21 protein-coding genes are annotated in these 25,203 nt (G+C 40.1%); 13 read left to right on the forward strand and 8 right to left on the reverse strand.

The window, feature by feature from the left end; translation table 11 throughout:
* Nucleotides 1-141: 141 nt before the first annotated feature.
* Entirely contained in the window at nucleotides 142-699 is a 558-nt protein-coding gene (locus WAE64_RS21005) for a nucleotide exchange factor GrpE (protein WP_340239746.1), read from the forward strand.
* A 255-nt stretch (nucleotides 700-954) separates the two neighbouring features.
* A complete protein-coding gene (gene dnaJ, locus WAE64_RS21010) occupies nucleotides 955-2,103 on the forward strand; it encodes a molecular chaperone DnaJ (protein WP_340239747.1) in 1,149 nt (382 codons plus the stop codon).
* Between the two features lie 240 nt (nucleotides 2,104-2,343).
* Here dnaJ and WAE64_RS21015 read toward each other — a convergent pair whose 3' ends face one another.
* Nucleotides 2,344-3,324: a DUF6371 domain-containing protein gene (locus tag WAE64_RS21015; protein WP_340239748.1), complete on the reverse strand. Its 981-nt coding sequence runs from the start codon at nucleotides 3,322-3,324 to the stop codon at nucleotides 2,344-2,346.
* 313 nt (nucleotides 3,325-3,637) lie between these two features.
* A complete protein-coding gene (locus WAE64_RS21020; RefSeq protein WP_340239749.1) occupies nucleotides 3,638-4,783 on the reverse strand; it encodes an AAA family ATPase in 1,146 nt (381 codons plus the stop codon).
* Between the two features lie 542 nt (nucleotides 4,784-5,325).
* Between WAE64_RS21020 and WAE64_RS21025 the strand changes: the two genes are divergently transcribed.
* The gene (locus WAE64_RS21025; RefSeq protein ID WP_340239750.1) at nucleotides 5,326-8,307 is read left to right on the forward strand and encodes a protein O-mannosyl-transferase family; all 2,982 of its coding nucleotides are present in this window, start codon (nucleotides 5,326-5,328) and stop codon (nucleotides 8,305-8,307) included.
* A 47-nt stretch (nucleotides 8,308-8,354) separates the two neighbouring features.
* Here WAE64_RS21025 and WAE64_RS21030 read toward each other — a convergent pair whose 3' ends face one another.
* Entirely contained in the window at nucleotides 8,355-9,122 is a 768-nt protein-coding gene (locus tag WAE64_RS21030; RefSeq protein ID WP_340239751.1) for a YdcF family protein, read from the reverse strand.
* Between the two features lie 321 nt (nucleotides 9,123-9,443).
* On the opposite strand from WAE64_RS21030, the gene WAE64_RS21035 reads away from it, so the two are divergent.
* The 8 genes from WAE64_RS21035 to WAE64_RS21070 all read left to right on the forward strand — a co-directional run bounded on the left by WAE64_RS21035 (nucleotide 9,444) and on the right by WAE64_RS21070 (nucleotide 20,116).
* Nucleotides 9,444-10,889, forward strand: coding sequence for a DUF4369 domain-containing protein (locus WAE64_RS21035; RefSeq protein WP_340239752.1), 1,446 nt, complete (start codon nucleotides 9,444-9,446; stop codon nucleotides 10,887-10,889).
* Between the two features lie 238 nt (nucleotides 10,890-11,127).
* Entirely contained in the window at nucleotides 11,128-14,886 is a 3,759-nt protein-coding gene (locus WAE64_RS21040) for a 7TM diverse intracellular signaling domain-containing protein (RefSeq protein ID WP_340239753.1), read from the forward strand.
* A gap of 94 nt (nucleotides 14,887-14,980) precedes the next feature.
* Nucleotides 14,981-15,619, forward strand: a complete 639-nt coding sequence (locus tag WAE64_RS21045) for a response regulator (RefSeq protein WP_340239754.1) — start codon at nucleotides 14,981-14,983, stop codon at nucleotides 15,617-15,619.
* A 66-nt stretch (nucleotides 15,620-15,685) separates the two neighbouring features.
* The gene (locus WAE64_RS21050) at nucleotides 15,686-16,456 is read left to right on the forward strand and encodes a hypothetical protein (RefSeq protein ID WP_340239755.1); all 771 of its coding nucleotides are present in this window, start codon (nucleotides 15,686-15,688) and stop codon (nucleotides 16,454-16,456) included.
* Between the two features lie 93 nt (nucleotides 16,457-16,549).
* Nucleotides 16,550-17,923 (forward strand): hypothetical protein, encoded by a 1,374-nt coding sequence (locus WAE64_RS21055; protein WP_340239756.1) that lies wholly within the window; start codon nucleotides 16,550-16,552, stop codon nucleotides 17,921-17,923.
* A 9-nt stretch (nucleotides 17,924-17,932) separates the two neighbouring features.
* Nucleotides 17,933-18,250: a LytR/AlgR family response regulator transcription factor gene (locus WAE64_RS21060; RefSeq protein WP_340239757.1), complete on the forward strand. Its 318-nt coding sequence runs from the start codon at nucleotides 17,933-17,935 to the stop codon at nucleotides 18,248-18,250.
* Between the two features lie 131 nt (nucleotides 18,251-18,381).
* Nucleotides 18,382-19,653 carry a 3-coathanger stack domain-containing protein gene (locus WAE64_RS21065; RefSeq protein ID WP_340239758.1) on the forward strand — a complete coding sequence of 424 codons (1,272 nt, stop codon included), beginning with the start codon at nucleotides 18,382-18,384 and terminating at the stop codon, nucleotides 19,651-19,653.
* Between the two features lie 73 nt (nucleotides 19,654-19,726).
* Nucleotides 19,727-20,116 (forward strand): RidA family protein, encoded by a 390-nt coding sequence (locus WAE64_RS21070; protein ID WP_340239759.1) that lies wholly within the window; start codon nucleotides 19,727-19,729, stop codon nucleotides 20,114-20,116.
* Here the strand turns inward: WAE64_RS21070 and WAE64_RS21075 are convergent.
* The 5 genes from WAE64_RS21075 to WAE64_RS21095 all read right to left on the reverse strand — a co-directional run bounded on the left by WAE64_RS21075 (nucleotide 20,113) and on the right by WAE64_RS21095 (nucleotide 23,179).
* The gene (locus WAE64_RS21075) at nucleotides 20,113-20,763 is read right to left on the reverse strand and encodes a response regulator (RefSeq protein ID WP_340239760.1); all 651 of its coding nucleotides are present in this window, start codon (nucleotides 20,761-20,763) and stop codon (nucleotides 20,113-20,115) included. The genes WAE64_RS21070 and WAE64_RS21075 overlap by 4 nt on opposite strands.
* A 1-nt stretch (nucleotide 20,764) precedes the next feature.
* Complete coding sequence (locus WAE64_RS21080) at nucleotides 20,765-21,565, reverse strand: sensor histidine kinase (RefSeq protein WP_340239761.1); 801 nt, start codon at nucleotides 21,563-21,565, stop codon at nucleotides 20,765-20,767.
* Nucleotides 21,558-22,232, reverse strand: a complete 675-nt coding sequence (locus WAE64_RS21085; RefSeq protein ID WP_340239762.1) for a hypothetical protein — start codon at nucleotides 22,230-22,232, stop codon at nucleotides 21,558-21,560. The genes WAE64_RS21080 and WAE64_RS21085 overlap by 8 nt, the downstream gene beginning before the upstream one ends.
* Before the next feature lie 37 nt (nucleotides 22,233-22,269).
* Entirely contained in the window at nucleotides 22,270-22,749 is a 480-nt protein-coding gene (locus WAE64_RS21090) for a hypothetical protein (RefSeq protein ID WP_340239763.1), read from the reverse strand.
* 235 nt (nucleotides 22,750-22,984) lie between these two features.
* Nucleotides 22,985-23,179, reverse strand: coding sequence for a cold-shock protein (locus WAE64_RS21095; RefSeq protein ID WP_130019762.1), 195 nt, complete (start codon nucleotides 23,177-23,179; stop codon nucleotides 22,985-22,987).
* Nucleotides 23,180-23,386: 207 nt separating this feature from the next.
* On the opposite strand from WAE64_RS21095, the gene WAE64_RS21100 reads away from it, so the two are divergent.
* Both WAE64_RS21100 and WAE64_RS21105 read left to right on the forward strand, forming a co-directional pair.
* On the forward strand, nucleotides 23,387-23,608 hold the full coding sequence (locus tag WAE64_RS21100; RefSeq protein ID WP_340239764.1) for a PspC domain-containing protein: 222 nt from the start codon (nucleotides 23,387-23,389) through the stop codon (nucleotides 23,606-23,608).
* Between the two features lie 122 nt (nucleotides 23,609-23,730).
* On the forward strand, nucleotides 23,731-25,092 hold the full coding sequence (locus WAE64_RS21105) for a M20/M25/M40 family metallo-hydrolase (RefSeq protein ID WP_340239765.1): 1,362 nt from the start codon (nucleotides 23,731-23,733) through the stop codon (nucleotides 25,090-25,092).
* The last annotated feature ends 111 nt before the right edge of the window (nucleotides 25,093-25,203 follow it).

The following is a 25,203-nucleotide window of genomic DNA, read 5'->3' on the forward strand; positions in this document are numbered from 1 at the left end:
TAGAACTGAAATTTTTGGCAATTTATGAAAAAACTGTCTTATCATCTTACCTTATATTACATATAATGCTGTCATCTTGTCAGTAAATTTCGTATTGGCAAAATAATTGTCGAAATTTGTAAAAACAAAATGCATTGAAAAATGGCAGAGAATAAAGAAGGACAAGAAATAACTGAAGAACAAACAACAGAAAATACTGAAAATCTGGCAGAAGATACTGCAACAACAGGCGCTGAGACAAATGAGGTAGAAGATATTCAGGCCAAATTGGAAGGCCAGTTGGCAGAAGCAAAAGACAAATATCTACGCTTGTATGCCGAATTTGAAAATTTCCGTCGCCGTACAGCTAAAGAGAAAATCGAAACGATTCAGAATGCCTCTGAGGGATTAATAAAAGAGTTGATTCCGGTGATTGATGATTTTGAACGTGCCAATAAGTCGTTCGAGACAGTAACAGAAGTTGAACCTTTGAAAGAAGGTATTGCTTTGATATTCAACAAGCTACAAAAAACCTTGGCTGCTAAAGGCTTAAAACCAATGGAAGCAAAAGACCAGACGTTTGATGTAGAATTGCATGAGTGTATCACCCAGTTTGCAGCCGGAGACGATAAAAAAGGTAAAGTGATTGACGAGGTAGAGAAAGGGTATTTTCTGAACGATAAAGTGATTCGCTACGCAAAGGTTGTAGTAGGAAACTAAACTATATAACATTTTCTGATTTAAGAGAAATGAGGTTGTTTTGGAAGATTTTGTCAAAATAATATTTGAAAAAGACCCCACCCTAGCCCTCCCCAACAGTGGGGAGGGGACAAAAAGTCCCGCTTTTTTAATATTGAAGAGAGGGATTTTTACCTCCCTTCCCCATTGTTGGGGAAGGGTCGGGGATGGGGTCTTTTCAGCATAAATTGCCATTTTCCTTTCAATACACCTTCATTGCATTTATACACAATCATTATGGCACAGAAGAAAGATTATTACGAAGTATTAGGGGTAAGCAAAACTGCTACAGAAGATGAGCTGAAAAAAGCCTATCGGAAGCTGGCTATTCAATATCACCCTGATAAAAATCCGGGCGATAAGGCGGCTGAAGAGAAGTTTAAGGAGATTGCCGAAGCCTACGGAGTATTATCAGATGCCGAAAAACGCCAACGTTACGACCAATACGGTCATCAGGGCATGGGTGGTGCCGGTGGATTTGGTGGTGCCGGAGTAAACATGGAAGATATTTTTAGTTCTGTGTTTGGCGACGATAGCCCGTTTGGCAGTTTCTTTGGTGGCGGTGGCCGCCGTGGAGGTGGTGGACAAGCCGTGCGCAAGGGGTCTGACCTACGCATAAAACTGAAACTAGACCTTGAAGAGGTTGCTAACGGTGTTGAAAAGAAAATAAAAGTAAAACGTTACGTTTCGTGTAATACTTGTGGTGGTAATGGGTCGAAAAACGGTAACTCACTTAAAACCTGCCAGACTTGTAATGGACAGGGGCAAATACGCAAAACCGTAAGCACTATGCTTGGGCAAATGGTGTCTACAAGCACTTGCCATACTTGCCAGGGTGAAGGTAAAGTGATTGTTGACCGTTGTGAAACTTGTTTTGGTGAAGGCCGTGTGTTGAACGAAGACCTGATTTCAATCAAGATTCCGGCTGGTGTGGGCGAAGGTATGCAACTATCGATGACAGGCAAAGGAAACGTGCCAACCCGTGGTGGTGTGGCCGGAGACCTGCTCATTGTGATTGAGGAAGAAGAACACCCAGAGTTGAAACGTGATGGTAGTAATATTATCTACGATTTGAAACTTAACTTTGCCGATGCCGTATTAGGCAAAGAAGCCGAGATTCCGACAATTGGCGGTAGAGTAAAAATAAACATTAAAGCAGGTACTCAGCCGGGCGAAGTGCTACGCCTGAAAGGTAAAGGCTTGAAAGAAATAAATAGCTATGGTATAGGCGACCAACTGGTGCATGTAAATATTTACACACCAACGAGCGTAAACAGCGAAGAAAAAGCCATGTTAGAAAAACTACGTGAAGCACCGAATTTCCAGCCAAGAGCTACCAAAAACGATAAGAGTTTCTTTGATAGAATGAAAGATTTCTTTCATTAAGACGATAAACAAAGCCTTCTGAATAAGAGGGCTTTGTTGTTTTTAGGGTGATAAAATCCCGTTTTTCGTAGAGCCGTATTGCGATACGGCTCCAAGGAACTGTCTAGATTTTTTAATGATATATGGGCATATAATCGAAAAATTGCCTTGATTTAGCCTATTAATAGGCAAAAAAACATATTCGACGACAGGAGCCGTATTGCAATACGGCTCTACGAAAAAGCATTTTTTATTAAAAATTTACTCCCGCAACAAATAATCTGCTAAATCTAAACCTTGTTGGCGGTCTTGGTCGGTGGCTATTGTTTCGAGCACGTCCGACACCTTGAAGTTGGTGATATAAGCAAGCTCATGGGCTTTTTGCTGCCATTTCTCGGTGGCATTTACATCAGGGAATAGATACACCTTTCGTCCCTTTAATACCTTACATTTTTCAGCCGTCAGGTTACTGAGGCTACCTGATGCCAACCAGATAAAAGCAGGCTCGTAGGCGCTGGCTACAAGTGCTGTTTTTTCGCTTTCTACAATAGCTACAGGCTTATTGCTTTGCTTTAAAAGATGCTCACCAAAAAAACATTGTTGTAAGTTATAATCAGGCAGATGCAGCACACTATGCACCCACGTAATATGGCTGAACGGCTCTTTTATCCGCTTGCCGATACTCGGGTTATAAAGCATGATTTTGCCAGTTCTGACCCGCATTCGGGTATCTATCTGCCAGAAAACCGTTGCTCCCGGCCAATGCTTTGAGCTACCAATAAAATAGTCTTCAATGAGCTGATTGGTGATTGATTCGCCCAAAGTATGACTCAAAAACGTGACAAGGTGGTTGGACTCATGCCCCTTTAAACTCGCCAGAAACAGGTCTTTGCTGATATAAGACACAGGAGGCTGGGGCAGAGGCTTACGCCGCACAGGTGTTGGCGACGAAGCCGGATTATCTTGCAAATATTCTTTGGGTGAATAGTGGTAGCCACAGTTGATTTCACGGTTGCATCGGCCTACGTGGTCGGCTAGTTGCTGGCCTGTTTCGGTATCAATATACCTCACAAAGACCTTCTTTTGCCCACAGCTGGGGCAGGTATAACGGGTTTTCATACCCTTGTAGGGCTGTAATATATATTTATGTGGGTACATTGGTTGTTGTGGAGGTAGCTCGACGTAATTCGACGCATTCGACTCTTTTGGAAAGTCGTCGAGCCCGTCGAACTCAGAAGTCATTTTATATCAAAATTGTGTTGTTTTAAAAGAGTTAAAGTTTGTATTCGACGCAATTCGACGCATTCGACTCTCTTGGAAAGTCGTCGAATGCGTCGAGCCGTCGAATCCGTAAAGCCTAATTTTTAATTATTAAATCAATTATCTAAAGGCTATAGTAATTTAAGATAGATTATATCTATTGAATTATATATTTAAAATCTATTTAATAATAATAAATAAGAAACAAGAACTTGAAATGATGATACTCGACACCCTCGACGCCTCGACGACTTTCCAAGAGAGTCGAATAGCGTCGAATGCGTCGAGGAAGGTTTTAATTCTTTTCTTTTTTAAGCCATCTTCTCACAGATGTTTCAGCTACCCCAAATCGCTTAGCAATCTCAGTATTGTTAAGGCCCATCTTCTTCATTTCCAGCGCATCGGCAATGCGTTTTTCTTTTTCTTTTTCGCCTACCTCTTTCATATGGTGGCGTTCGGAGTCAAAGCCAATGAGCTCGAATTGTAGAAAATTACCAGGCTTGTTTATCTGGCAAACCGCTACATTATCGCTATTAAACAGATACTCGTTCATACGGGTTTTTATCTGTTTCAGGAAGCGGGTATTAGGGTCACGGGTGCTTGCACTGATGGTAAACGATGAATCCAGAAAGTTTACAAGCATCTTGCTGCCCTGCATATTGTTCTGGTTTACGGGTTTGGTCAAATCCCGCTTGGGTGTATGGGCCAATAGCAGAAGCGATAAATGGTAGTCGTCTGCTAGGTCTTGCAAGCCTTTCATAAAGGGCTTTGCATGCTGTGATTTTTCGCCTTCCGATAACAGATACGTCAGGTTGTCAATAATGAGTATCTTGGCATTGGTGTGTAGCAGGCTCCTTTCAATCTCTGCAATCAGAAACTCCTCAAAACTCTGTTTTTCAGGAATAGCAACTTTGCGATTAATCTCGATTCGTTTAAAATTCTCATCAAACTGATACGGATGCTCAAAGTTTAGCGAGTAGCGATTCTGAAACTGTTTGGCCGATAACTCAAAATCTAAATACAGAATCTCTTGTTTCGGAACTCCCAGCCGAAAGCCCGGAATAGGCTCACCTTTGCTGATACTATTGCCAATCTGCACCGCCAGAATCGACTTCCCGAGGTTTGTGTCGGCAAACAACACGCATACTTCGCCCTCAAACCAAAACTCATCAAAGAGCATTTCGGGGTTGGGCTGTGTGCGGGCAATCTCAAGCCAGTCGTTAGCCGATTTTATCAGCAGCAGGTCTTTTTTTGACGTCTCTGAGTCCTCACATTCGTCTGATTCTTCAGGCTCATCAAACGCCATTTGCTGACTTATTTCTTCAAAATGTGCCCTAATGCGCTGCTGCACATTTTCGGGGTCTTCGAGGTTAAAACGTGGTTTGTCTTGTGTGGATTCTTGTGTTTTTTTCTTGTGTGAATTGTGAGACTTTTTTGTCATGTATAAGTTGTGTTTATGTAAAAAATTAAATTTATTCAAGTTGTATCTGTTTCATGATTTTATGGCGTATTTATTAAGTTATTGTATAAAAATAAATAAAATTTCCCAATAATTTTTCGGTATTGGTCAGAAATTTCAAAAGTTTTATTTTGATAATACCTACTCTTTCTGGGTTTTATTTTGTTGTACTTTTTTTATATTTTTAGTGTGTTTTTGTGCTTATGATATAAGGATTAATATTTGTAAAAAATTAATCCTTATACTATTGCACAAATACCCCATCCCCGACCCTTCCCCAACTGTGGGGAAGGGAGTTAAAAGCCCCTCTCCCCACAGTTGGGGAGAGGGGTTGGGGTGTGGGGTTATAAAATCCTCCACCAAATTATTGTCAGCGCAACTCGCATTCTTTCCTGCATTTAACATAATTTAAGTTCGATTTTTCTAAACTATGCCCTAAATTCTCTATTTTTGGGCCATCGTTGTGATTTGGGAATCGAATTCACTTCCTGAACTAAAGCATTCATACATTTATTCACTATCAAATGAACAATTTTCAAAGGCTCAATAATATCGTTGGCTGGGCAATATTTGCCATTTCATTGATTTCTTACACACTAACTGTTGAACCTACTGCTAGTTTCTGGGATTGTGGCGAGTTTATCGCCTGTGCCTACAAACTGCAAGTACCTCACCCTGCCGGTGCACCTTTCTTCTTATTAATAGGCCGTATGGCATCTTTATTAGCCGGAAGCGACGTAACCAAAGTAGCACTCATGATAAACATGGTGTCGGTTATTTCGAGTGCATTTACCATCCTTTTCATGTTCTGGACAATCTCTTTGCTGGCACGTAAAGTATTTGGTAAAAAAGGCGAGGAACTAGACTCAACACAAACCATTCTGGTACTAGGCGCAAGTGCGGTAGGCTCGTTGGTATACGCATTCTCTGACTCGTTCTGGTTTTCGGCAGTTGAGGCAGAGGTTTACGGTATGTCATCGTTCTTTACGGCCATAGTAGTCTGGGCTGCTTTCCGTTGGGAATTAATAGAAGATGAAGCAGCGGCCAATCGCTGGTTGATATTTTTGGCCTATCTGGTAGGTCTTTCTATCGGAGTTCACTTGTTAAACCTTGTTACGATTCCTGCTTTGGCTTTAATCTATTACTACAAAAAGACCAAAAAAGTATCGTGGAAAGGTGGCATCATTGCCTTTTTGATAGGTATGGTGGTGTTGGGTATCATCAACGTAGGTGTTATTACGGGTATTCCGTCGTTGGCATTTACTTTCGAGAAATTGTTTGTAAATACATTTGGTTTACCATTCAGCTCAGGTAGTTTGTTCTTCGTAATCTTGCTCATTGGCTCATTGGCTTATGCCATTTTCTATACCAACAAAAAAGGTATGGCTATTGCCAACACAGCTTTAGTAGCTTTTGCGTTTGTTCTTATCGGATACTCGAGCTACACAATCGCCTTGATTCGTTCAAACTACAACCCGCCAATCAACGAAAACAACCCAAGTAATGTATTGAACTACGTATCGTATCTGAAACGTGAGCAATACGGTAGCCGCCCGTTATTATATGGTCCGGTGTTTACAGGTAAGCTGGAGTCTATCGAAAACGGCGAACCTATCTACAAAATGGGTAAAGATAAATATGAGGTTTACGACCACAAACCTAGCTATGTATGGGCACCAAACAGCGAAAGCCTATTGCCTCGTATGTGGAGCACAGATGCTGGCCATCAGGCAGTATATCGTCAGGAAATGGGTCTTCAGCAAGGAGAAAAACCTACTTTAATAACCAATATCGGTTATATGTTTAAGCGTCAGTTGGGTTATATGTACTGGCGTTATTTTACATGGAATTTCTGGGGACGCTCAAGCGATATTGAAGGCGCAGGCCCAACCAATATTTTAGAATCAAAAAGCAGCTTGCCTCCGGCAGTGAAAGACAACCGTGGCCGTACCAATTTCTTTGGTTTGCCTGTAATACTAGGTATTTTAGGTTTATTGTACCACTATTTCCGTCGTGAGCGTGACGCCCTTGTGTTATTATTATTATTTGTGTTTACGGGTGTAGCCCTGGTTGTATTCCTGAATGCACCTCCGGTTGAACCACGTGAGCGTGATTATATCTACGTAGGTTCGTTCTATATCTGGGCTATCTGGATAGGCTTGGGCGTAATGGGCTTGTTCGATTATGCTTTGAAATTTATCAAAAATACACAAACAAGAGCTATTGCTGCTACGGTAATAGGCTTGGCTGTGCCATTGATTATGTTTCCGCAAGCATGGAGAGGCCACGACCGCTCGAACCGTTACCATCAGGTAGATTTTGCTAAAAACCTTTTGAACTCTTGTGCAAAAGATGCAATTCTTTTCACAGGTGGCGATAACGATACTTTCCCGCTTTGGTATGTGCAAGAGGTTGAAGGCTTCCGTACCGACGTACGTGTGTGTAACCTTAGCTTATTGGGTACCGATTGGTATTGCGAGCAAATGAAACGTAAAACGTATGAGTCAGACCCACTACCGATTACTTTCACAACCGACCAGTTGTTGAGCGGTATCAACGACCAGATTCCGTTCGTAGAGCGTTTGCAACAACCAATTAACCTGAAAGAGTTCTTGGAATTGGTTAAGAAAAACGACCCGGCTATCCAGATTCCGCTTACAACAGGCGAGAGCATCAACTCATTACCGTCTGATAGCCTTTTCTTGACTTATAATGTTGAAGATGTGAAAAAACTGGGCTTTGTTGGCAAGCAATATGAGCCATTCCTGACAGGACAAATGGTTTGGAACATCGGTAAACGTGATTTGTTGAAAAACGACTTGATGCAGTTGGAAATGATTGCACAAAACAACTGGAAACGCCCAATCTATTTTGCAGGAACGTTGGCATCAGACAATTACCTGAACATGAGAGATTACATGCAGTTGGAAGGATACGCTTACCGCTTAATGCCTTTCAGAATTTCTGCGGGTGATGATGGTTTTGTAAACACCGATGTGATGTATGATACCATGCTTAAAAAGATGTCGTGGAGAGGAATGAACAACCCGAATGTGTACTACGATTCTGAAACGTATCTGAAAGTACCTGTGGTAACGGCTCGTCTGGCTTTCTTACGCTTAACCGACCAATTGGTAAGAGAAGATAAAAAAGCAAAAGCCAAAGAAGTATTAGACTACGCCAACAAGGTAATGCCAGATAACACAATTCCGTACGACCAGCTATGTACCAACTACGTAATGTATTATTTTGAAGTAGGCGATAGCAAAAAGGCAATGGAAATAGCAGAAGTAATGGCTAAACGTGCCGATGAAAATCTGGCTTATTTTACCGAGAAAGCACAACGCACAAGTGCCGAATGGATGCCTGACAACGTACGGCAGTTTATCGAGGTGAGCCTACGCAACTTGCAGATAATGGCCAACGTTTGTAGCCGCAACGGCCAAACAGAAGCCGCTAAACGTTACGAAGCAATTTACAATAAATATTATGCAAGATTGGGTTAATCAATTAAGCGAGCATAGAGATAGAGGCATCAAAAGTGCCTCTATTTTTATATCCACCCAAAGATACGATAGCTGATATAACCTATTATTTCTCTGAAAAGTAATTGCGAAGAACCTAAGCCACCGCCTAAAGGCAGAAGTGCCGAAAGCCTTAGCTGTCGGTCGTGTGATACGTAATTAGCACCGTAAGGTGTTACTTTTACTCCTGCTTTTGTGAAACAACCCAAGGCCCTTTTCATATGAAAAGCCGAAGTAATAAGTAGACAACTCTGGTTTGGGAATTGGTTTTTTAAGATTTTAGAAACATTTCTGGCGTTTTCGTGGGTATTGGTAGAGCGGTCTTCCAGAAAAATATGTTCTCTGGGTACACCACTCACAATCAGGTAGCGGGCAATCTGGTCTATCTCACGGGTAGTCGATTTCCCTAGAATCGGAACCTCGCCACCACTAATAAGTATCTTTTTTATTGTACCTCGTTTATACAACTGTAATGTCTGCCCGATTCGGTCGGCTGTTCCACCCAAAAAGATATTCTCGGTAGGTTTTCGAGAATTATTAATGGTATTTCCTGTCAGCACAATGCCAATATCGTGTGGTTTAACGCTAGAGATAGGCGTTGGAGCTACTTCCCATAACAGAAAAAATTCGTTGACAATAAGCGGTGTAGAAAACACGTAGAAAAAAATCAGGGCAAGCCCTATACTTTTTCTCGATTTGGTACGATTTTTTGTGTAGATAGCATAAGCCAGCAAAATAAAAATAATGCCTTGCGGCATAATAAAGAAAGTAAGTAGCTTTGAAACAATATGAAACATGACTTTTCGTTAAAGTTGGAGTTATATTTATACAGATTGAACCTGTTTAAACTTTTTATTTGTTGACGAGAATGAACTAATATTTACTCAGATGAGATTAATTATTGAGTGCGTAGCAGCGCTACGGACGAAATGATTAAACGAAATATGAGTGAAAATTAGTCATTCGTAGGCAAAAGAAATAAGTTTAAAAAGGTTCTTTAACAAGTTTTTAACAAGAACTCACAAATTAAGCATTTATCTTTGCTACTGCCGTTGGTCAGAATCATAAATTTGAAATATATCTTTACAAAGTAGTATTAAGACTAAAAAAACAAAAATATGCTTTTTAAACATTACCGAACACCCTTTCTCGTACTCTCGCTATTGTTATCAGTTGGTGTAGTGTTCGCCCAACAACCGGGGCATCAGATTAAAGTACGCCTAAAAGGCACACAAGAAGGTAAAACCTGCCATTTAGCACATTTTTTTGGCTACAACCAATACATCAAAGTCGACTCGGCTAAGGTACAAAACGGCGAATTGAATTTTCAGGGCAAAGACCCACTCAAAGGTGGTATTTACCTTATAGTATTGTCGCCATCAAAATACTATGATTTTGCCATTGACGGCAAAGAGCAATTTATGGAGATAGAAAGTGATACCGTTGATTTTGTTGGTCATGTAAAGTTTAAAGGCTCAAAAGAAAACGATTTGCTATTTGCCTACCGTAAATTCTTGCAAGATAAAGGTAAAGAAGCCGAAAGTATATCAGCCAAAGCAAAAACCGACCCATCGGCTCAGGAAGCAACCCGTAAGCAAATGGAGAAAATTCAGGCTGATGTAGATGCTTACATGAAGAACTTCATCAAAACCAACGAAGGTTCGTTTGCAGCCAAAGTAATAAAAGGTAACATGGAGCCCGAATTACCTAAAGAACTTCCTAAAAAAGCCAATGGTCGCCCTGATTCTACTTATTTATTCAATTATTACAAAGGACATTTCTTCGATAATATCGATTTCACCGACGACCGTCTGTTACGTTCACCTTTCTTGCATAGCCGTGTAGAGCGTTATTTCAAAGACCTGGTTTATCAGGTAACCGACTCAATCAACCGTGATGCCGACAGAGTACTGAAACTGGCAAAACCTAACCAAGAGGTATATCGTTTTGTATTATGGCAGATTACCAACAAATATGAAAACAACGAAATAGTAGGTTTAGATGGTGTTTTTGTACACTTGGCCGAAAACTATTATCTTAAAAATGCTCCTTGGCTCGACTCAACACAAAGAGCGAAGTTTCAGGAAAGAGTTGATATTCTGAAACCACTACAAACAGGTTTCGTATTCCCTGAGCTGATTGTTACTGACTCTCTCGGTAAGGAGCATTCGCCAATGCAGAGCAAAACCAAATACACGCTAGTACATTTCTACGACCCCGAATGTGGGCATTGTAAAGATTCAGCACCTAAACTGGTAGAGTTTTATAAGGCCAACAAAGGCCGTGTAACTGTGTACAACGTGAGTATTGTGTACGACAAGAAAAAGGTAATGAATTTTGTAAATACATATAAAACCGGAGACTTACTGAACCTATGGGATGCCAAAGGCAGATACTATTTCAGAAACAATTTTGATGTGTATTCTACACCAACCAATTATATTTTGGATAAAGACAAAAAGATTATAGCCCGACGTATTCCGGTAGATAAATTAGATGATTTTCTGACTTTCTACGAGCGTCAGCAAGTACAGCAAATGGCTGGTAAAAACGGTGCTAAATAGGCTTGATGCTATTGTAAAGGGCTTTTAATTTTAAAAGACCCCATCCCCAACCCTTCCGCGCGGCGTCCGCCCCAACAATGCGGAAGGGGGCAAAAGTCGCTCTCCCCACAGTTGGGGAGAGGGATTTAGGGAGTGGGGTCTTTTTCGATGTATTTGTTTGCTATAAATGCCGTTTTTTTTGTAATTTGAATTATATATCATTGCTATTTACCTGTGTTTCGGAAATTGACTACCACTCATGCCTATTCAGAGATTTTTACCACTCAAGTGGTTTTTTTTATCAGGAATAGTGTTCTTCAACCAGTTTTGGGTAGCTGCCCAGAAACTGAATTACAGAATTGACCACTATGGTACCGAAAAAGGGCTTTCGCAGGGGTCGGTATTTGCCATGCTGAAAGATTCGAGAGGTACAATGTGGTTTGGTACACAAGACGGCCTCAACCGCTGGGATGGAGAGTCTTTTACGGTTTTCCGTCCGTCACGCAAAAAGCCTAATAGCATTGATGGTATCGAAATCAAAAAAATAATCGAAGACGAAAACGGCGATTTATGGATAGGAACCGAAAGCGCACTCAACCATTATAGCTATGTTTCTAATAGTTTCAGACAATATCGGTTTAAAGATAAGCAGGGCAAAGTAAGCAAAAGCGAGGTTTTCCCGATTAAAGCCATGAATGGCATGGTGTGGTATTGGTCAGCCTTAGAAGGCTTGGTTAAACTAAATACAGCCACAGCCCATAAGCAGCTTATACTACCCAATCAATCGTTTAAAACAAGCTATTTTCGCACGGTTAATTCTACTCAGTTCGATACACAAGGCAAACTCTGGATTCATAGTTCTGATGCCATTATCAGGCTCGACACCACAACCGGCAAGCACAATACCATTGAATATTTCTTCTCGAATCATCCACAAAACAAAGCCGGAAAACCGCTTGAAACCATCAAGATTCTGCCTGTGAATAACTTGCTATGGATTGCTACTACCGATGGCCTCGTCCGTTTCGATTACACCACTAATGCCATACAACAAATTAAAGAATTTGACAAAAACAAGCCAATACAACTCGTTTTCGATTTAGATACTGATGGCAAAGGGAATTTATGGTTAGGTACTGAAAAACACGGGTTACTTAGGTATTCTATTCGTAATCAGGTATTTACACAAATCAAGAACGAAGGCTTTTTAGATAAAAACAACCTGTATATAAACGAGATAAGCCAGGTATATATCGATTACGACGGTATCATCTGGGTTAATACCGACCCTTATGGCATAGATAGAATCCAGATTTTACCTAATAACCTGAGCAGTTTTCGCATTCCTTTTCCAAAAGAGTTTCCGAAGCAGCTACAGAATTATTCTATCCGATTCATCATTAAAGACGAAGCCAAGCAGCAGCTCATTATGGGTACTCAGCAGAGCGGGCTTTGGATTATAAACGATAAGGATTTAAGTATAGAAAAGAGTTTTTATAACGATAATGCGCATAATCCGCTGCCATCAAATACTATCAGATACCTCAAAAAAGATGCTACCGGAAATCTATGGATAGGTACTACCCAAGGACTGGCTTTTATGAAAGGTTACAGTATTCAGAAGCTCAATAATACAAGAGGCAAAGACCCTGTGTTGGCAAATTTTATCAGGTGTATTGAAGAAGAAAAAGATGCAATGGTGCTGGGTACAGAAGGTGGCATCTATTTTATTGACAAGCAAACTCGTCAGTTTCAGAAGCAGGTATTGCTACCAAACAAGCGGATTTCTTTAGTGAAGAGAGTAGGCGAGGGGCAATATTTTGTAGGCATATATAACGAAGGGCTTTGGCAAATAGAGAGTAAAGACAATTTTAAGCATTATACAATCACAAAAATAATTCAGGAAGGAATTCCGATTTGTGCGCAGCCATCAAAAGACCATAAAACATGGTGGATAGGTACAAGTAAAGGCTTAATTCGCTATTCGCTGGCTACTAAAGTTGTAGAAATGCTTACAACAGAAGATGGCCTGCCCAATAATTTTATTTATGCCTGCGAGATAGACAAGAACAATAATCTTTGGGTAAGCACCAATCGGGGCATAGCCCGTTTCGATACCCAAGAGCAACGTTTTACAGCTTTTAACCTTAACGATGGCCTGCAAGCCTATGAGTTTAATGGCTATAGTTCGTTTCAGGCTTCTGATGGAGAATTATTTTTTGGCGGAGTAAATGGGCTTAACAGGTTTTATCCCGACAATATCACCAAAAGCATACTTTCGCCCAACTTTACGCTAAACAAAGAAACCACACAGCTTTTTGTGGGAGATAAATGCTTAACTTTTATTGACGAAAACAATCGTTACAAACGACCAATGGTCGACGACCCCGATTTTATGAGTCAGTTCGGAATAACTACTAACGATATTCCTAATTTTGGTTATTCTGATAAAACGGTGTGGCTCATGATGCGTGTCATGAATCTGGCAGACAGGCAGTGGTTAATGGAAGTAGCTAATAGCAGGCTCAATGAAGTAGATTTATTTGTGGTAGAAAACAACCGCATCATTAATTCTAAAAAACTAGGCGACCATTATCCGTATCATCTGAACCCTATTAAAGATGCCAATCCGATTTTTAAGATAGACATGATTGAAAATCAGGAATACATCGTTTTTCTGAAATGCCGAAGCACCGAAGACTTAAAGTTTCCGATTTATTTCTGGCATGAGTCTGATTTATTTCAGGCGGTATCAAACCGTAAGATAATCTGGGGAATATACTTCGGCTTTATATTTCTGATAGTGCTGTATAACTTTTTTCTGTGGCTGGTTATTCGTGACCAATCGTTGGTTTATTATATTTGTTATGTGCTGTGTTTCGGAGGTTTACAAGCAGTTTTGTATGGTTTTTTCTACCAGTATGTCTGGTCAAATTCATGGCTTAACGATAGAGGACATCTTATTTTTCTGAACCTCTCATCATTCTTCATGATTTATTTTACACTTGAGTTCCTTAATTTTAAAACGCATCTACCTCAATTTATCAAGCCTTTACGTTGCTTGTCATACTTGTTTCTGGCGTTTAGTATTCTTTTGCTTTTTCATTACGAATGGCATTCTAATTTCATAAGTATTGGGCTTATGTTTTTCTTGTTACTTATACAAGGATATGTGGTTTATAATTATGTTTCACGCAATATCCGCATCATCTGGCTTTATGCTTTGGCTATGGTGAGTATCTCGATTGCTGCCATTATTGTAGCCCTCAAAAATCTAAATACTATCTCGGCTATGAATCAGGAGTATTACCTTATGGTAGGCTCAATGCTCGAAATCGTGTTATTCTCGGTAGCGTTTGGCGATAAACTAAGGCGTAGCCAGAAAGAACAACAAAGACAACAATCATTAAGAAACGAGATTTCGAGTAATCTGCACGATGACTTGGCAGCTTCGTTGAGTAGCCTGACTATGTTTTCAGAGCTGAATCGGATGAAATTTAAGAAAACTACGCCCGAAACATCAGAGATTTTTAATAAAATAAGTAGCCGTTCAAGAGAAATGATGAGGCAGGTGCGAGAAACGGTTTATGACATGAATCCACAAAACGATGACTCTGTCGAGTGGCTTGACCGCATGGTACAGTTTGCAAATGAAATGCTATCGGCCAAGCAAATAGAACTCAATCTGGCTATTGACGATAGTATCCGTAATTTGCCATTATCTACCCAACAACGCCGAAATCTGTATCTTTTCTTTAAAGAAGCTATCAATAACATTGCAAAGCATTCGGAAGCAACCGAAGTGAAAGTGAGTTTTAATCTACTGCAATCAACCTTTGGCAAGCACGGAAGATTAACTATAGCAGATAATGGTAAAGGCTTTGATACCGGCGATACAAGCCAGGGAAATGGGCTACTCAACTTCCAGAGAAGGGCAGAAGCAATGGGAGGAAAAGTGGAGATTACCTCAACCATAGGCAAGGGAACAAGCATAGAATTGAACTTCAGTTTTCAATAAAACCTTTCTGTTTCGGGCTTACAATCCTACTAATTTTAGTAGTTGTACAACAGCCGGATTATCATGAATTTTACGGAAATTCTTTATAACTACTATGATACGGGTTACTATTTTTGAAGACATTAGAGAAATACGTGAATTATTGGCTGAGACAATCAGAGTAGCAGAAGAATTATTACTTACGGGTGCTTATGCAAATGCCAACGACGTAACAAAAATTATGCGTCGTGATAAACCCGATGTGGTTTTAATGGATATTCAGATGCCCGGTATTACAGGCATAGAGGCTGTTCAGAAAATAAAGGCTGAGTTCCCTGAGGTACAGATACTAATGCAGACAGTCTTTGAAGACAACGCACGCATTTTTGCCTCAATTTGTGCCGGAGCAAGTGGCTATATTTTGAAAGACTCAAGCCCTGAGCGATACATTGAGGCCATTATTGAGGTTTCGCAAGGCGGTTCACCCATGCCCCCTGTAATTGCCCGTAAGGTCTGGACCATGTTCCAGCAACAAAACCAAACATTTGCCAAAGAAGAGTATAAAGAACTATCGGTAAACGAACAGAAAGTACTCGATTGTCTGGTGAAAGGCTTGAGCTATAAACTAATAGCCGACGAGTGTAAAATAAGTATTTCAACCGTTAATTTTCACCTCAAGAATATATACCGCAAACTTCACGTAAACTCAGCAACCGAAGCCATATCGAAAGCTGTAAAAAAACAGATTGTGTAGGGCAAGCCATTCCCGAAACAACATTTGCTGATACATTATTTAGCCAAACCCATTTATAATAAATCCATGAAACGAACATTAATTATTCTTTTTTATCTAAGCTACAACGTAGCCATGTCACAATCTTTTATTGGTGATTGGTACGGAAATGTACAAAATGCCAATGGTCAATTACCTGCCGAAATGCATTTGAAACAGGCAACAAGCAACAGCATTGAAGGACAATTAATTGTGCAGGCTAACGGAGCTAAAGACAGCTATGTATTAAAAGGCAACACAAATGCGAACAGCGCCAACGGAACACTCACCTATAAAGATGGGACTGTGTTTAATTTTTCAATGGAGCTATCGTCGGGCAAAGTGAAACAACAAATCAGCTATAATGGGCAGGTAATTCTGCAAGGAGAGTTTGGCCGACAGGCTGTTACCAACAATACTACTACTGCTGCTAGTAAAGCCGATGGCTTGTACCGAGACCCAAAACTTGTTGGTAAATGGACAAACAAAGAAAATTATTCGAGTAGCGGAGGGTTTTATGGGGGTTCAAGCAGTGCTATTATTCTGAATGCTGATGGCACAATTGATGATGGTGGTTCAAGGTCTTATGTAAGTGGCCCTAACAGTGCCGGAAGCTCAGAAGGTGGTGGTAATAAAATGATTGCCGAAGCCAAGGCCGCAGGAGCAAGATGGTTTACAAAAGGCAACATATTTTACTGGCGATTAACAGTGAATGGCAAGGTAACCGACATAGCTAATTCGAAGTATTATATAGAAAAAGGAGCCTTGCTGCTTACCGATTTAAAAACTGGAAAAAAACTACTTTATTATAAAAACTAGGGTGTTCAACGAGCGGCGTACCTACTAACTTTAGTAGGTGCGCTGTGCTTTTTTATGGTTTAGCTTTGTGTCAGTTAAATAACAGGCCATCCCATGAAAAGAATAACTTTACTTCTACTCTCAATAATAGCGGTTGAAACAAAAGCGCAATTTATTGAAGCCTCTAAAGACTCTCTTGTAACAGCCGTACCTCTCAGGTTCAAGAACATTGGTGAAGGTGCAGGCAAAGTTTTAACCTCTGATGCACTAGGAAGAGCTACCTGGCAAATACCTGCAAGCGGAGCAGGGTTGTGGTCAGTAAATGGCTTAGGTGGTAACGAAATCCAGAACACCAATGCAGGTGGCTTCTGGTCGAGTTATGCCACTATAGTACCTTATGCAGCCACTAATACTTCAAATCCGCCAACTGCTCCTGTAGCCGGTGCAGGTACACGCATGATGTGGATTCCGTCGAGAAGTGCATTCAGAAGCGGCACAGTAAACGCCGATGCTTGGGATGCCAACAACATCGGTCTACACTCTTTTGCTTCAGGATACAACTCAAAAGCCACCGGAACCGGCAATGTGGCTATTGGCACAAACGCCATTTCAGACGGAACTTCTAACACCATTGCCATTGGCGAAAACGCAAGAGCCTCGGGGCTTAACGGTATAGCCATCGGCACAGGTACAACAGCAAATGCCTATTATTCTGTGGCAATGGGATATTATAATTCTCCTATTGCAACGGCCAATGCCAGTAGCTGGGTAAGTACCGACCCACTGCTTTATATAGGCAACGGGCAGAGTGCTGCAAGCCCAAGTAACGCAATGGTAATACAGAAAAACGGTGTGGTAAATATCGGTACAACACCCAATATCTCAACAACGTATAAACTAAGAGTTTCGGGAAGTATATCGGCTACTTCAACAATACAGGCGGCTAATCTGAGGTCCACCAGCCTAGGCGGAAACGGTGTGCGTCAGGTATGTACCGACGATAGTGGTAACCTGATAGAGTGTAATAGCGCAGCAGGTAATTTATCTTACTATAATGTGTCGGCTATGGGTTTTCATGCGGTTGTAGCAAACCATCTTCCTAGTTATACTTTCGTGAAAGATGTAGTAAAATGTATGATTTCGTTTGTAAATGATACCAAAAGTACCAACGGATATGCCTATGCACCAGTAGAGTTGCCCAATGGCGCTGTAATGGATAAAATGATATTTAACTATCTGCAAAACTCTGGCGGCACCATGATATTAAAGTTTTATAGTGTCGAGAAACAGACAAATGCAGCAGCTACGCTGGAAGCAACTGTGAGTAGTACTCCCGTAAGCGGAATGGGGGAATCTAGTACTACTTTTTCGAAGAATCTGGTGATTGATAACAGTAAGTTTTATTACTATTTGCGATTAGATGCTGGTGTGAACTGGCAGGGTTCCGACATGGCCTTAAGAGGCGTAATTTTTTCATACAATAAATAACACACACTCATGGACAAAATCAGAATAAGTAAAAAAGATATTAGCCTCAACGATATTGTGTATCTCGAGTCTCAGGGCAATTACACGATGGTTTACCTGAATAACAATAGAAAAGAGCTAAGCTCTCGAACCCTGCAAATATTTGAAGAACGGCTAAAAGATTATAATTTTTACAGACTCAGCCGAAGCTGCATAGTAAATACTTCAGCTATAGCATGGTTTGGATCGAACTGTAAAAAAATGAGTGTTTTACTTAAAAACGGAGCATTACTTCCGGTATCTCGCAGGCGTAGAAAAAAATTTAGTACAAGTATAAAAACTATCTGATAGGTATAATTATACAAAAAATGTAATAATCCGGTTGATAATTTTCTCACCTACCGCAATCAATATAATTCTTTAGGGTATTCTGTTCTACCTGCTGTCCTGACGATTTTAGCCATAAAACTCCTAAGAAAATGTTTAGAAAATATTTTCCGCTTATCTTTTTGTGCATACTATTTGGTGAGAGCTTTTCGCAAACTACTTTTTCAGAAGACAGTCTGCGGTATTTTATTGACAATGGAATTGTAAAAATTGGTTTCGATAAACGCATGGGTGGAGCTATAAGCTATCTTGCGAGGCTTTCTAATGGTATTAATATGATTAATAATCATGATGCCGGTAGGCAAGCAGGTTTTGAAACCCGTATTTATCCCGACCAGCCTAATACCTGGAAGCCTTATACCAATGCTAAATACCTTACTGATGTATTTCCGTTTGCCGGAGGGGCATCTCGAGAATGGAATGGTTTGGTGCAAGGCAGTTTTTATAATGAGTTTATTACTAATACCGATAATTTAGGAGGAGAACCTGAAATTGTAACTTTCAACGAGCATACAGGTGTTTTATACATCAAAGCCAAACTCTGGGAATGGGGTTTTGTAAAAGATAGTGTAGGTATCTATAAAAAAATAGATGCAGGCGCTTATAACGAATGCTGGATAAGTTTAGAGGGTATTGCTGTAAATTTTTCGGTTAAGCAAACCCGCAACATACCTTATTTTGTGAGTTATAATAATACCGGTGTTAGCTTGCATGTATTTATTAATCTTAATTATCCGTATGCGGCAAAATGGCAGACATACAATGCTTCAATGCCTTTCAATAACGACCCTGTGGCTGTTAGAACAGATTTTGACCGCAATGCACCAAACTATGGTAATTTTTGGGATACTGCAACCGAAAACTGGGTAGCTATGACAGACCAAAATGATTTTGGCCTAGGCATTTATACCGATGATACCCGTTTCAGGTTTCTGTATGCCGAGAGGCAATTCCAGGAAGCGTGTCCTTTTGGTGTGCCAAACTGCCCCGATGAGTATAAATATTCATTCGGTACTTTTTCGTTTAGTACTTATAGTTTCCCATGTGGCGAAAACTGCACCAATGCCAATAATTCAACTACGCTCAACTTTAGTTTTCTGGCTGGTAGCATTAGCGAAATGCGGGAATTAGCCTACAACCGAAACACCAACCCATGCGCCCACGCAATTGTATTAGGCAGTGTAAACGATGATTTTAGCGAAAATACAAGCAAAACATCTAAAATAATGATAGAAGCTAATAATACGATTGCTGATGCATCAACAACGTATGAGACAGGGAAGTTTATTTTACTAAAACCGGGCTTCAAAGTAGAAAATGGGGCAACTTTCAGCGCAAAAGTAACGGCTGACCCATGTAATTGATAATTGTACGATAGAGTTTGTAAAAGGTCTTTTTTGTTCTAACTTTGCCTCACACAAAAGCCTTTTTTAATCTATGAGTCGTATTAATATTTCTACCGGAGCTAAATGGGAAGACATTATCGGGTATTCAAGAGCCGTAAAAATCGGGAATCTGATTGAAGTTACCGGAACCGTTGCTACTGATAACAGCGGAGAACTTGTTGGAAAAAACGATGTGCATATCCAGACCAAATTCATTATTCTGAAAGTAGAAAAAGTATTGGAGCAATTGGGTGCAAGCCTGAAAGACGTAGTGCGCACACGCATTTTTACAACCGATATTTCGAAATGGGAAGCCATAGGCAAAGCACATGGCGAGTTCTTTGGCACAATCAAGCCATGTACAACCATGGTTGAAGTAAACGCCCTTATCGGAGAAGATTATCTGGTTGAAATAGAGTTTACGGCTGTCTTAGAGTCTTAAATCAATTGGTTTTTGATAGCAAATGCTACCAGACCTGCTGTATTCTTTACACCCAGTTTTTCTATCATTCTTAGCCTATGGCCCTCAACTGTACGGGGGCTTAAGGCTAATATATCGCCTATTTCTGCCGTGGTGAGTCCTTCACATATCAGTTTCAGTACTTCAATCTCACGGTCTGATAAATCAGTTTTATAATTAAAGATCTTCTTATCCTGCTGTGTTTTGCGTGTTATTTTACGCATCATAACCTTGCTCACAAAATCGCTGAAATAGATATCAGTTTCTATCACTTTTCTGATGGCCTTTTCTACCTCCTCGGGGTCGTTATCTTTTAATAAATAGCCGTTCGCACCAATTTCCATCAAATGCAGAATATACTTGTCTTCGTCGTGCATTGACAATATAATTACTTTCACCTCAGGAAACTTCTGCCTTACTATTTCAGTGGCTTTTGTGCCATCGAGTTGTGGCATTTGTATATCCATCAATACTACATCTACTTGTGTACTGGGTAGTTTGTCTATAAACTCCTGTCCGTTAGTAGCCTCCATCACCACCTCAAAGTCAGATACTTGTTGTAGAATCGAAATCAAGCCTTTTCTGAACAGGCTGTGGTCGTCAACAACCGCAATTCTTATATTTGACATATCATGCATAATTTTTAAGCAGGGGAATATCTATTCGGGTATTTGTACCTTCCCCTTTTGCTGATTTAATCTTGAAAGTGCCGTCTACTACACTTAGCCGGCTTTCTATGTTTCTTAGTCCCAGTCCGGCTTTAGGGTCTTGTTTCACAGCCTCTAAATCAAAACCTTTGCCATTATCTGTAAATACAAAGCTAAGTTTATTGGGTTTCAGCAATAATTTCAGCGAAATTTCTTGAGCTTCGGCATGTTTCAAAGCATTATTTACCAACTCTTGCGCTATTCTGTAAATAGTTAGCTCAATTTTTTTATCAAATCGCTGGCCTTCTTCTATGCCTTCATGGTTAAAAATAAACAACACTCCCGAGGCAATGTGTATTTTCTGAATAAATTCGTCGATAGCCGAAATAAGCCCGAAATCTTCGAGCGTACTTGGTACTAACTCACGCGATATACGCCGTACCTGGCTGATAGATTCTTCTAAAAACTCCTTGGTTTTTTTGCCTTGGTCTGTCAGGTCAGGCGAGGTATTAATTTTTTTTAGTAGCTGATTAAAGCTCATCTTCGTTACCGATAGCATAGCCCCCACCTCGTCGTGTAAGTCTTTGGCTATACGGCGGCGCTCAACCTCCTGTACTTCCAGCGACGATTCGAGCAATTGCCTCTGCATTTCGGCTTTTAGCTCTTGCATAGCTATTTTTTGTTCGGCTTGTTTTTGTTTGTAGTACACCACAAACAGAATACTAAAGGTAATTAGTACAATAAAAGCCGAAGAACCTATAAATATTAGTTGCAAGTCACTCATCGTTATGGGTATTATACAAAGAGCTACTATACCAGAATGCCAGTGAGATTGTAAAATGAAATAAAATACTAAGCGCAGAATTAATAATTCCCCAGGTCATTTGGTTGGTGGCTTTGGCAGCTTTCATCAAGAACAAGTTTACAAATAGATTTCCGCCAAAATAAAATAACAGACCTACGCTTACCCAAAAGTAAGGAAATTTAGTAATATTTTCAACTTTCAGATCTTGCAAAAGCTGATAAAGATATGCCAGTACAACGATAAGCACTATCATGCTAGAAGCCGTATAGGTATAATTGTTGAACAAGCCGGTACCTACATTAGTAATTGAGCCAGAGGGAATTTCTAAGGCACAAAAGAAAGTGAAAACACCGCAGACGAGTATAATGAAGCCTCGCCAGTATTTATGGTCTAGCAGGCGATAATACAACAGGGCTATGATATAAAACCCTAGAATAGAGTGCCAGTTGTAGTAAAATAATGTATGAAAGTTGTTTAATCCTGTAAAATACAGAATGTCGGAGGTTACTCCAAAAAAGTTTCTGATGAGTGTAACAACCACGTAAGCAGTAAGTATTCTTAATTCTGTATTCAGGTATTTTCGTTTGGCGAGAATCAGTGCCACAGGAATAAGAATACTTACTTCTGAAACCGTGGAAAAAAGCATTAATCCATTCATTCGTTTTCCAAGTGCTTGTTTTTATTTAGGCCGACCCAAAAGGTGGTTGTGGCGAACCATTCCCCACACCGTTACCATCTGGTGCATCTTTAAAGCCAGTTGCATCAATCTCAATATCTTTACCATCTGCATCTACTGCAACAAGAAATAGCCTAGGTCTTAAAGTTGAATCATTAACACCTTTAAGCGGGCTGATTGCAATTTTTGATTCACTTGTGCTTCCATCGAAACTCTCATGAGCCAAACCATAATATACTCTGATTCCTGATATACTTGAACTCTTTGCTTTTGCCAGAGTAATTAATTGATTTACTTTGTCAATTCCAAAAAATTCTCCATTTCTTACCTCTCCATTTACTACAAATTTTGCAGCCAGTGAGTCTTGCCCTTTGGCTAAACCAACTTCTGTTTTAAACTTGTTAGTGAAATCTTTAATTTCTGCTAAAGAGAAAAGGTCTCCGAGTTTGCTTACCCTTTCACGGGTAAAAGGCCATTTTAGTGCCATGTTAGTAGGGGTTTTAGATTAAGTAATGAATAATAGGGAAAGTATTCGAACTAGGGTTTCGAAATACATTGGAAATATATCATTAAGTATTTAGATAATCATAAGCCGCACAGTAAAATGCGTAAAAACCCCTAAGGAATTGAGGAAAACTACGTTGGGCGTAAAAAGAAAAACCTCACTATTGATGTGAATAGTGAGGTTTGTGGAACTGAAACAATCGTACTCAGAAAAAAAATTATATTTTTTTCACGTTGACTGCATTCAAACCCTTGCGACCTTCGACAACTTCGTATTCAACATGGTCGTTTTCACGAATCTTTCTGCCGCCGAGACCTGTCACGTGAACGAAGATTTCTTGCCCTGAAGCATCGTCAACGATGAAACCAAAACCTTTAGTTTCGTTGAAGAATTTAACTACACCTGTTTGCATTGCAATAAAAAAAATTAAGAGAATAATGAAGAATTGAATCGCAATGTACATATTTTAAATGATAAAACAAGTTTTAGAAGAAATATATTTGGACAAAACTCATATTTATTTGTACAAAAAAGTAGCGACATTTATTATTTTTTTGTTGTTTTATTGTTATTTAAGAGATTATTGTTAGATTCGTCATATTTTTGTAAAAAAAAGAAAATGATACGCCTAAGATATCTCGTAGAAAACCAGCTTTTTGGAGTTTGCTCTCGCCTCGGAGAGAAACTTAACTTTTCGGCAAGTAGTGTAAGGCTTTATTTTATATATGCTTCTTTTTTCACATTCGGCTCTCCGATAATCATTTATCTGGTGCTGGCTTTCTGGATGGAAGTCCGCAAGCATCTACGTCGCCACAAGAATCCTACCGTGTGGGAGTTTTAATCAGTAACCTTTAAGTACTGTCTTTGCTAATATCTATTTGTTAGAAGTATATCGTTGGATATTCTGTTCAAAAAATGTATTTTTGGACAATAGAAACATCTAAACACTTCTAAACAAACACCATGAAGAAAACCCTCTTTTTGTTGCTTTTTTTTGCATACTCGAGCTTCGCACAAAACACTGATTCGCTTCAAATCAGAAAAATCTATGACGAAATCCTGACCAATGGCGAATGCTACAAAACACTGACGCATCTCTGTAAAAACATAGGGCCACGGTTAAGTGGCTCGGCAGGCGCAGCCAAAGCCGTTGAATATACAAAAAAAGTGATGGAAGACTATGGTTTTGAGAAAGTCTTTCTGCAAGATGTGATGGTACCGCATTGGGTGCGTGGTGCAAAAGAAGAAGCGTATATAGAAAACGGAAAAACCAAAACCAAAGTGCCGGTAGTGGCATTGGGTGGCTCGGTGGCTACACCTTTGGCGGGTATTAAAGCAGAGGTGATAGAGGTACGCACATTTGAAGAACTAAAAGCCTTGGGTGAAGCAAAAGTAAAAGGTAAAATTGTACTTTTTAATCGCCCAATGGACCCTACAAAGATAAACACTTTTGAAGCCTATGCCGGAGCCGTTGGGCAACGTGGCAATGGTGCTTCTGAAGCCGCTAAATATGGTGCAGTAGGGGCTATTGTACGTTCAATGACTACGCTGCAAGACGATATTCCTCATACTGGCGGTATGCGTTATGCGCCGGGAATCCCGATGATTCCGACGGCGGCTATCAGTACGAATGGTGCTAATTTATTGAGCAAATTGTTGAAAGAGAATCCAAAATTGAAGTTTTACTTCAAACAAAACTGCGAAACACTACCTGATGCACCTTCGCACAATGTAATAGGGGAGATACGTGGTACTGAAAAACCAGACGAAATTATTGTAATAGGTGGGCACCTTGATTCGTGGGACTTGGCAGAAGGAGCACAAGACGATGGCTCGGGTTGTGTACAAGCCATTGAGGTACTACGTGCTATGAAAGCGCTTGGTATTAAACCAAAACGTACAATAAGAGCCGTAATGTTTATGAACGAAGAGAATGGTTTAAGAGGTGGTACTAAATATGCCGATTTAGCCAAACAAAACAACGAAAAACACATTGCAGCCATTGAGTCAGATAACGGTGGTTTTACGCCAAGAGGCTTTGGTATGGTAGGTACCAGCGAGCAGATTTCTAAGGTAACAGTTTATAAAAACCTTTTAGCTCCTTATGGGCTAGCTGAAATTGGCAGAGGTAGCGGTGGTGCTGATATTGGGCCATTAGGAAACTTGGGCACTTTATTGATTGGATTCAAGCCCGACTCACAACGCTATTTCGATTTTCACCATGCAAAAAACGATAATCTTGAGGCAGTAAACGAAAGAGAATTGCAACTTGGTGCAGCTTCAATGGCAGCTTTGGTGTATCTGATTGATAAATATGGTTTGTAAGATTATATCATAAAAACATGAGTCATCCCGAATTTTAGGATGCTATGAAAAAAAAGAACCTTCTGGTTAAATTTGTGAATCACTACAAACGCAAATTTTTACCAGAAGGTC

It is taken from the genome of Emticicia soli, from assembly GCF_037860775.1.
Classification (GTDB): domain Bacteria; phylum Bacteroidota; class Bacteroidia; order Cytophagales; family Spirosomataceae; genus Emticicia; species Emticicia soli.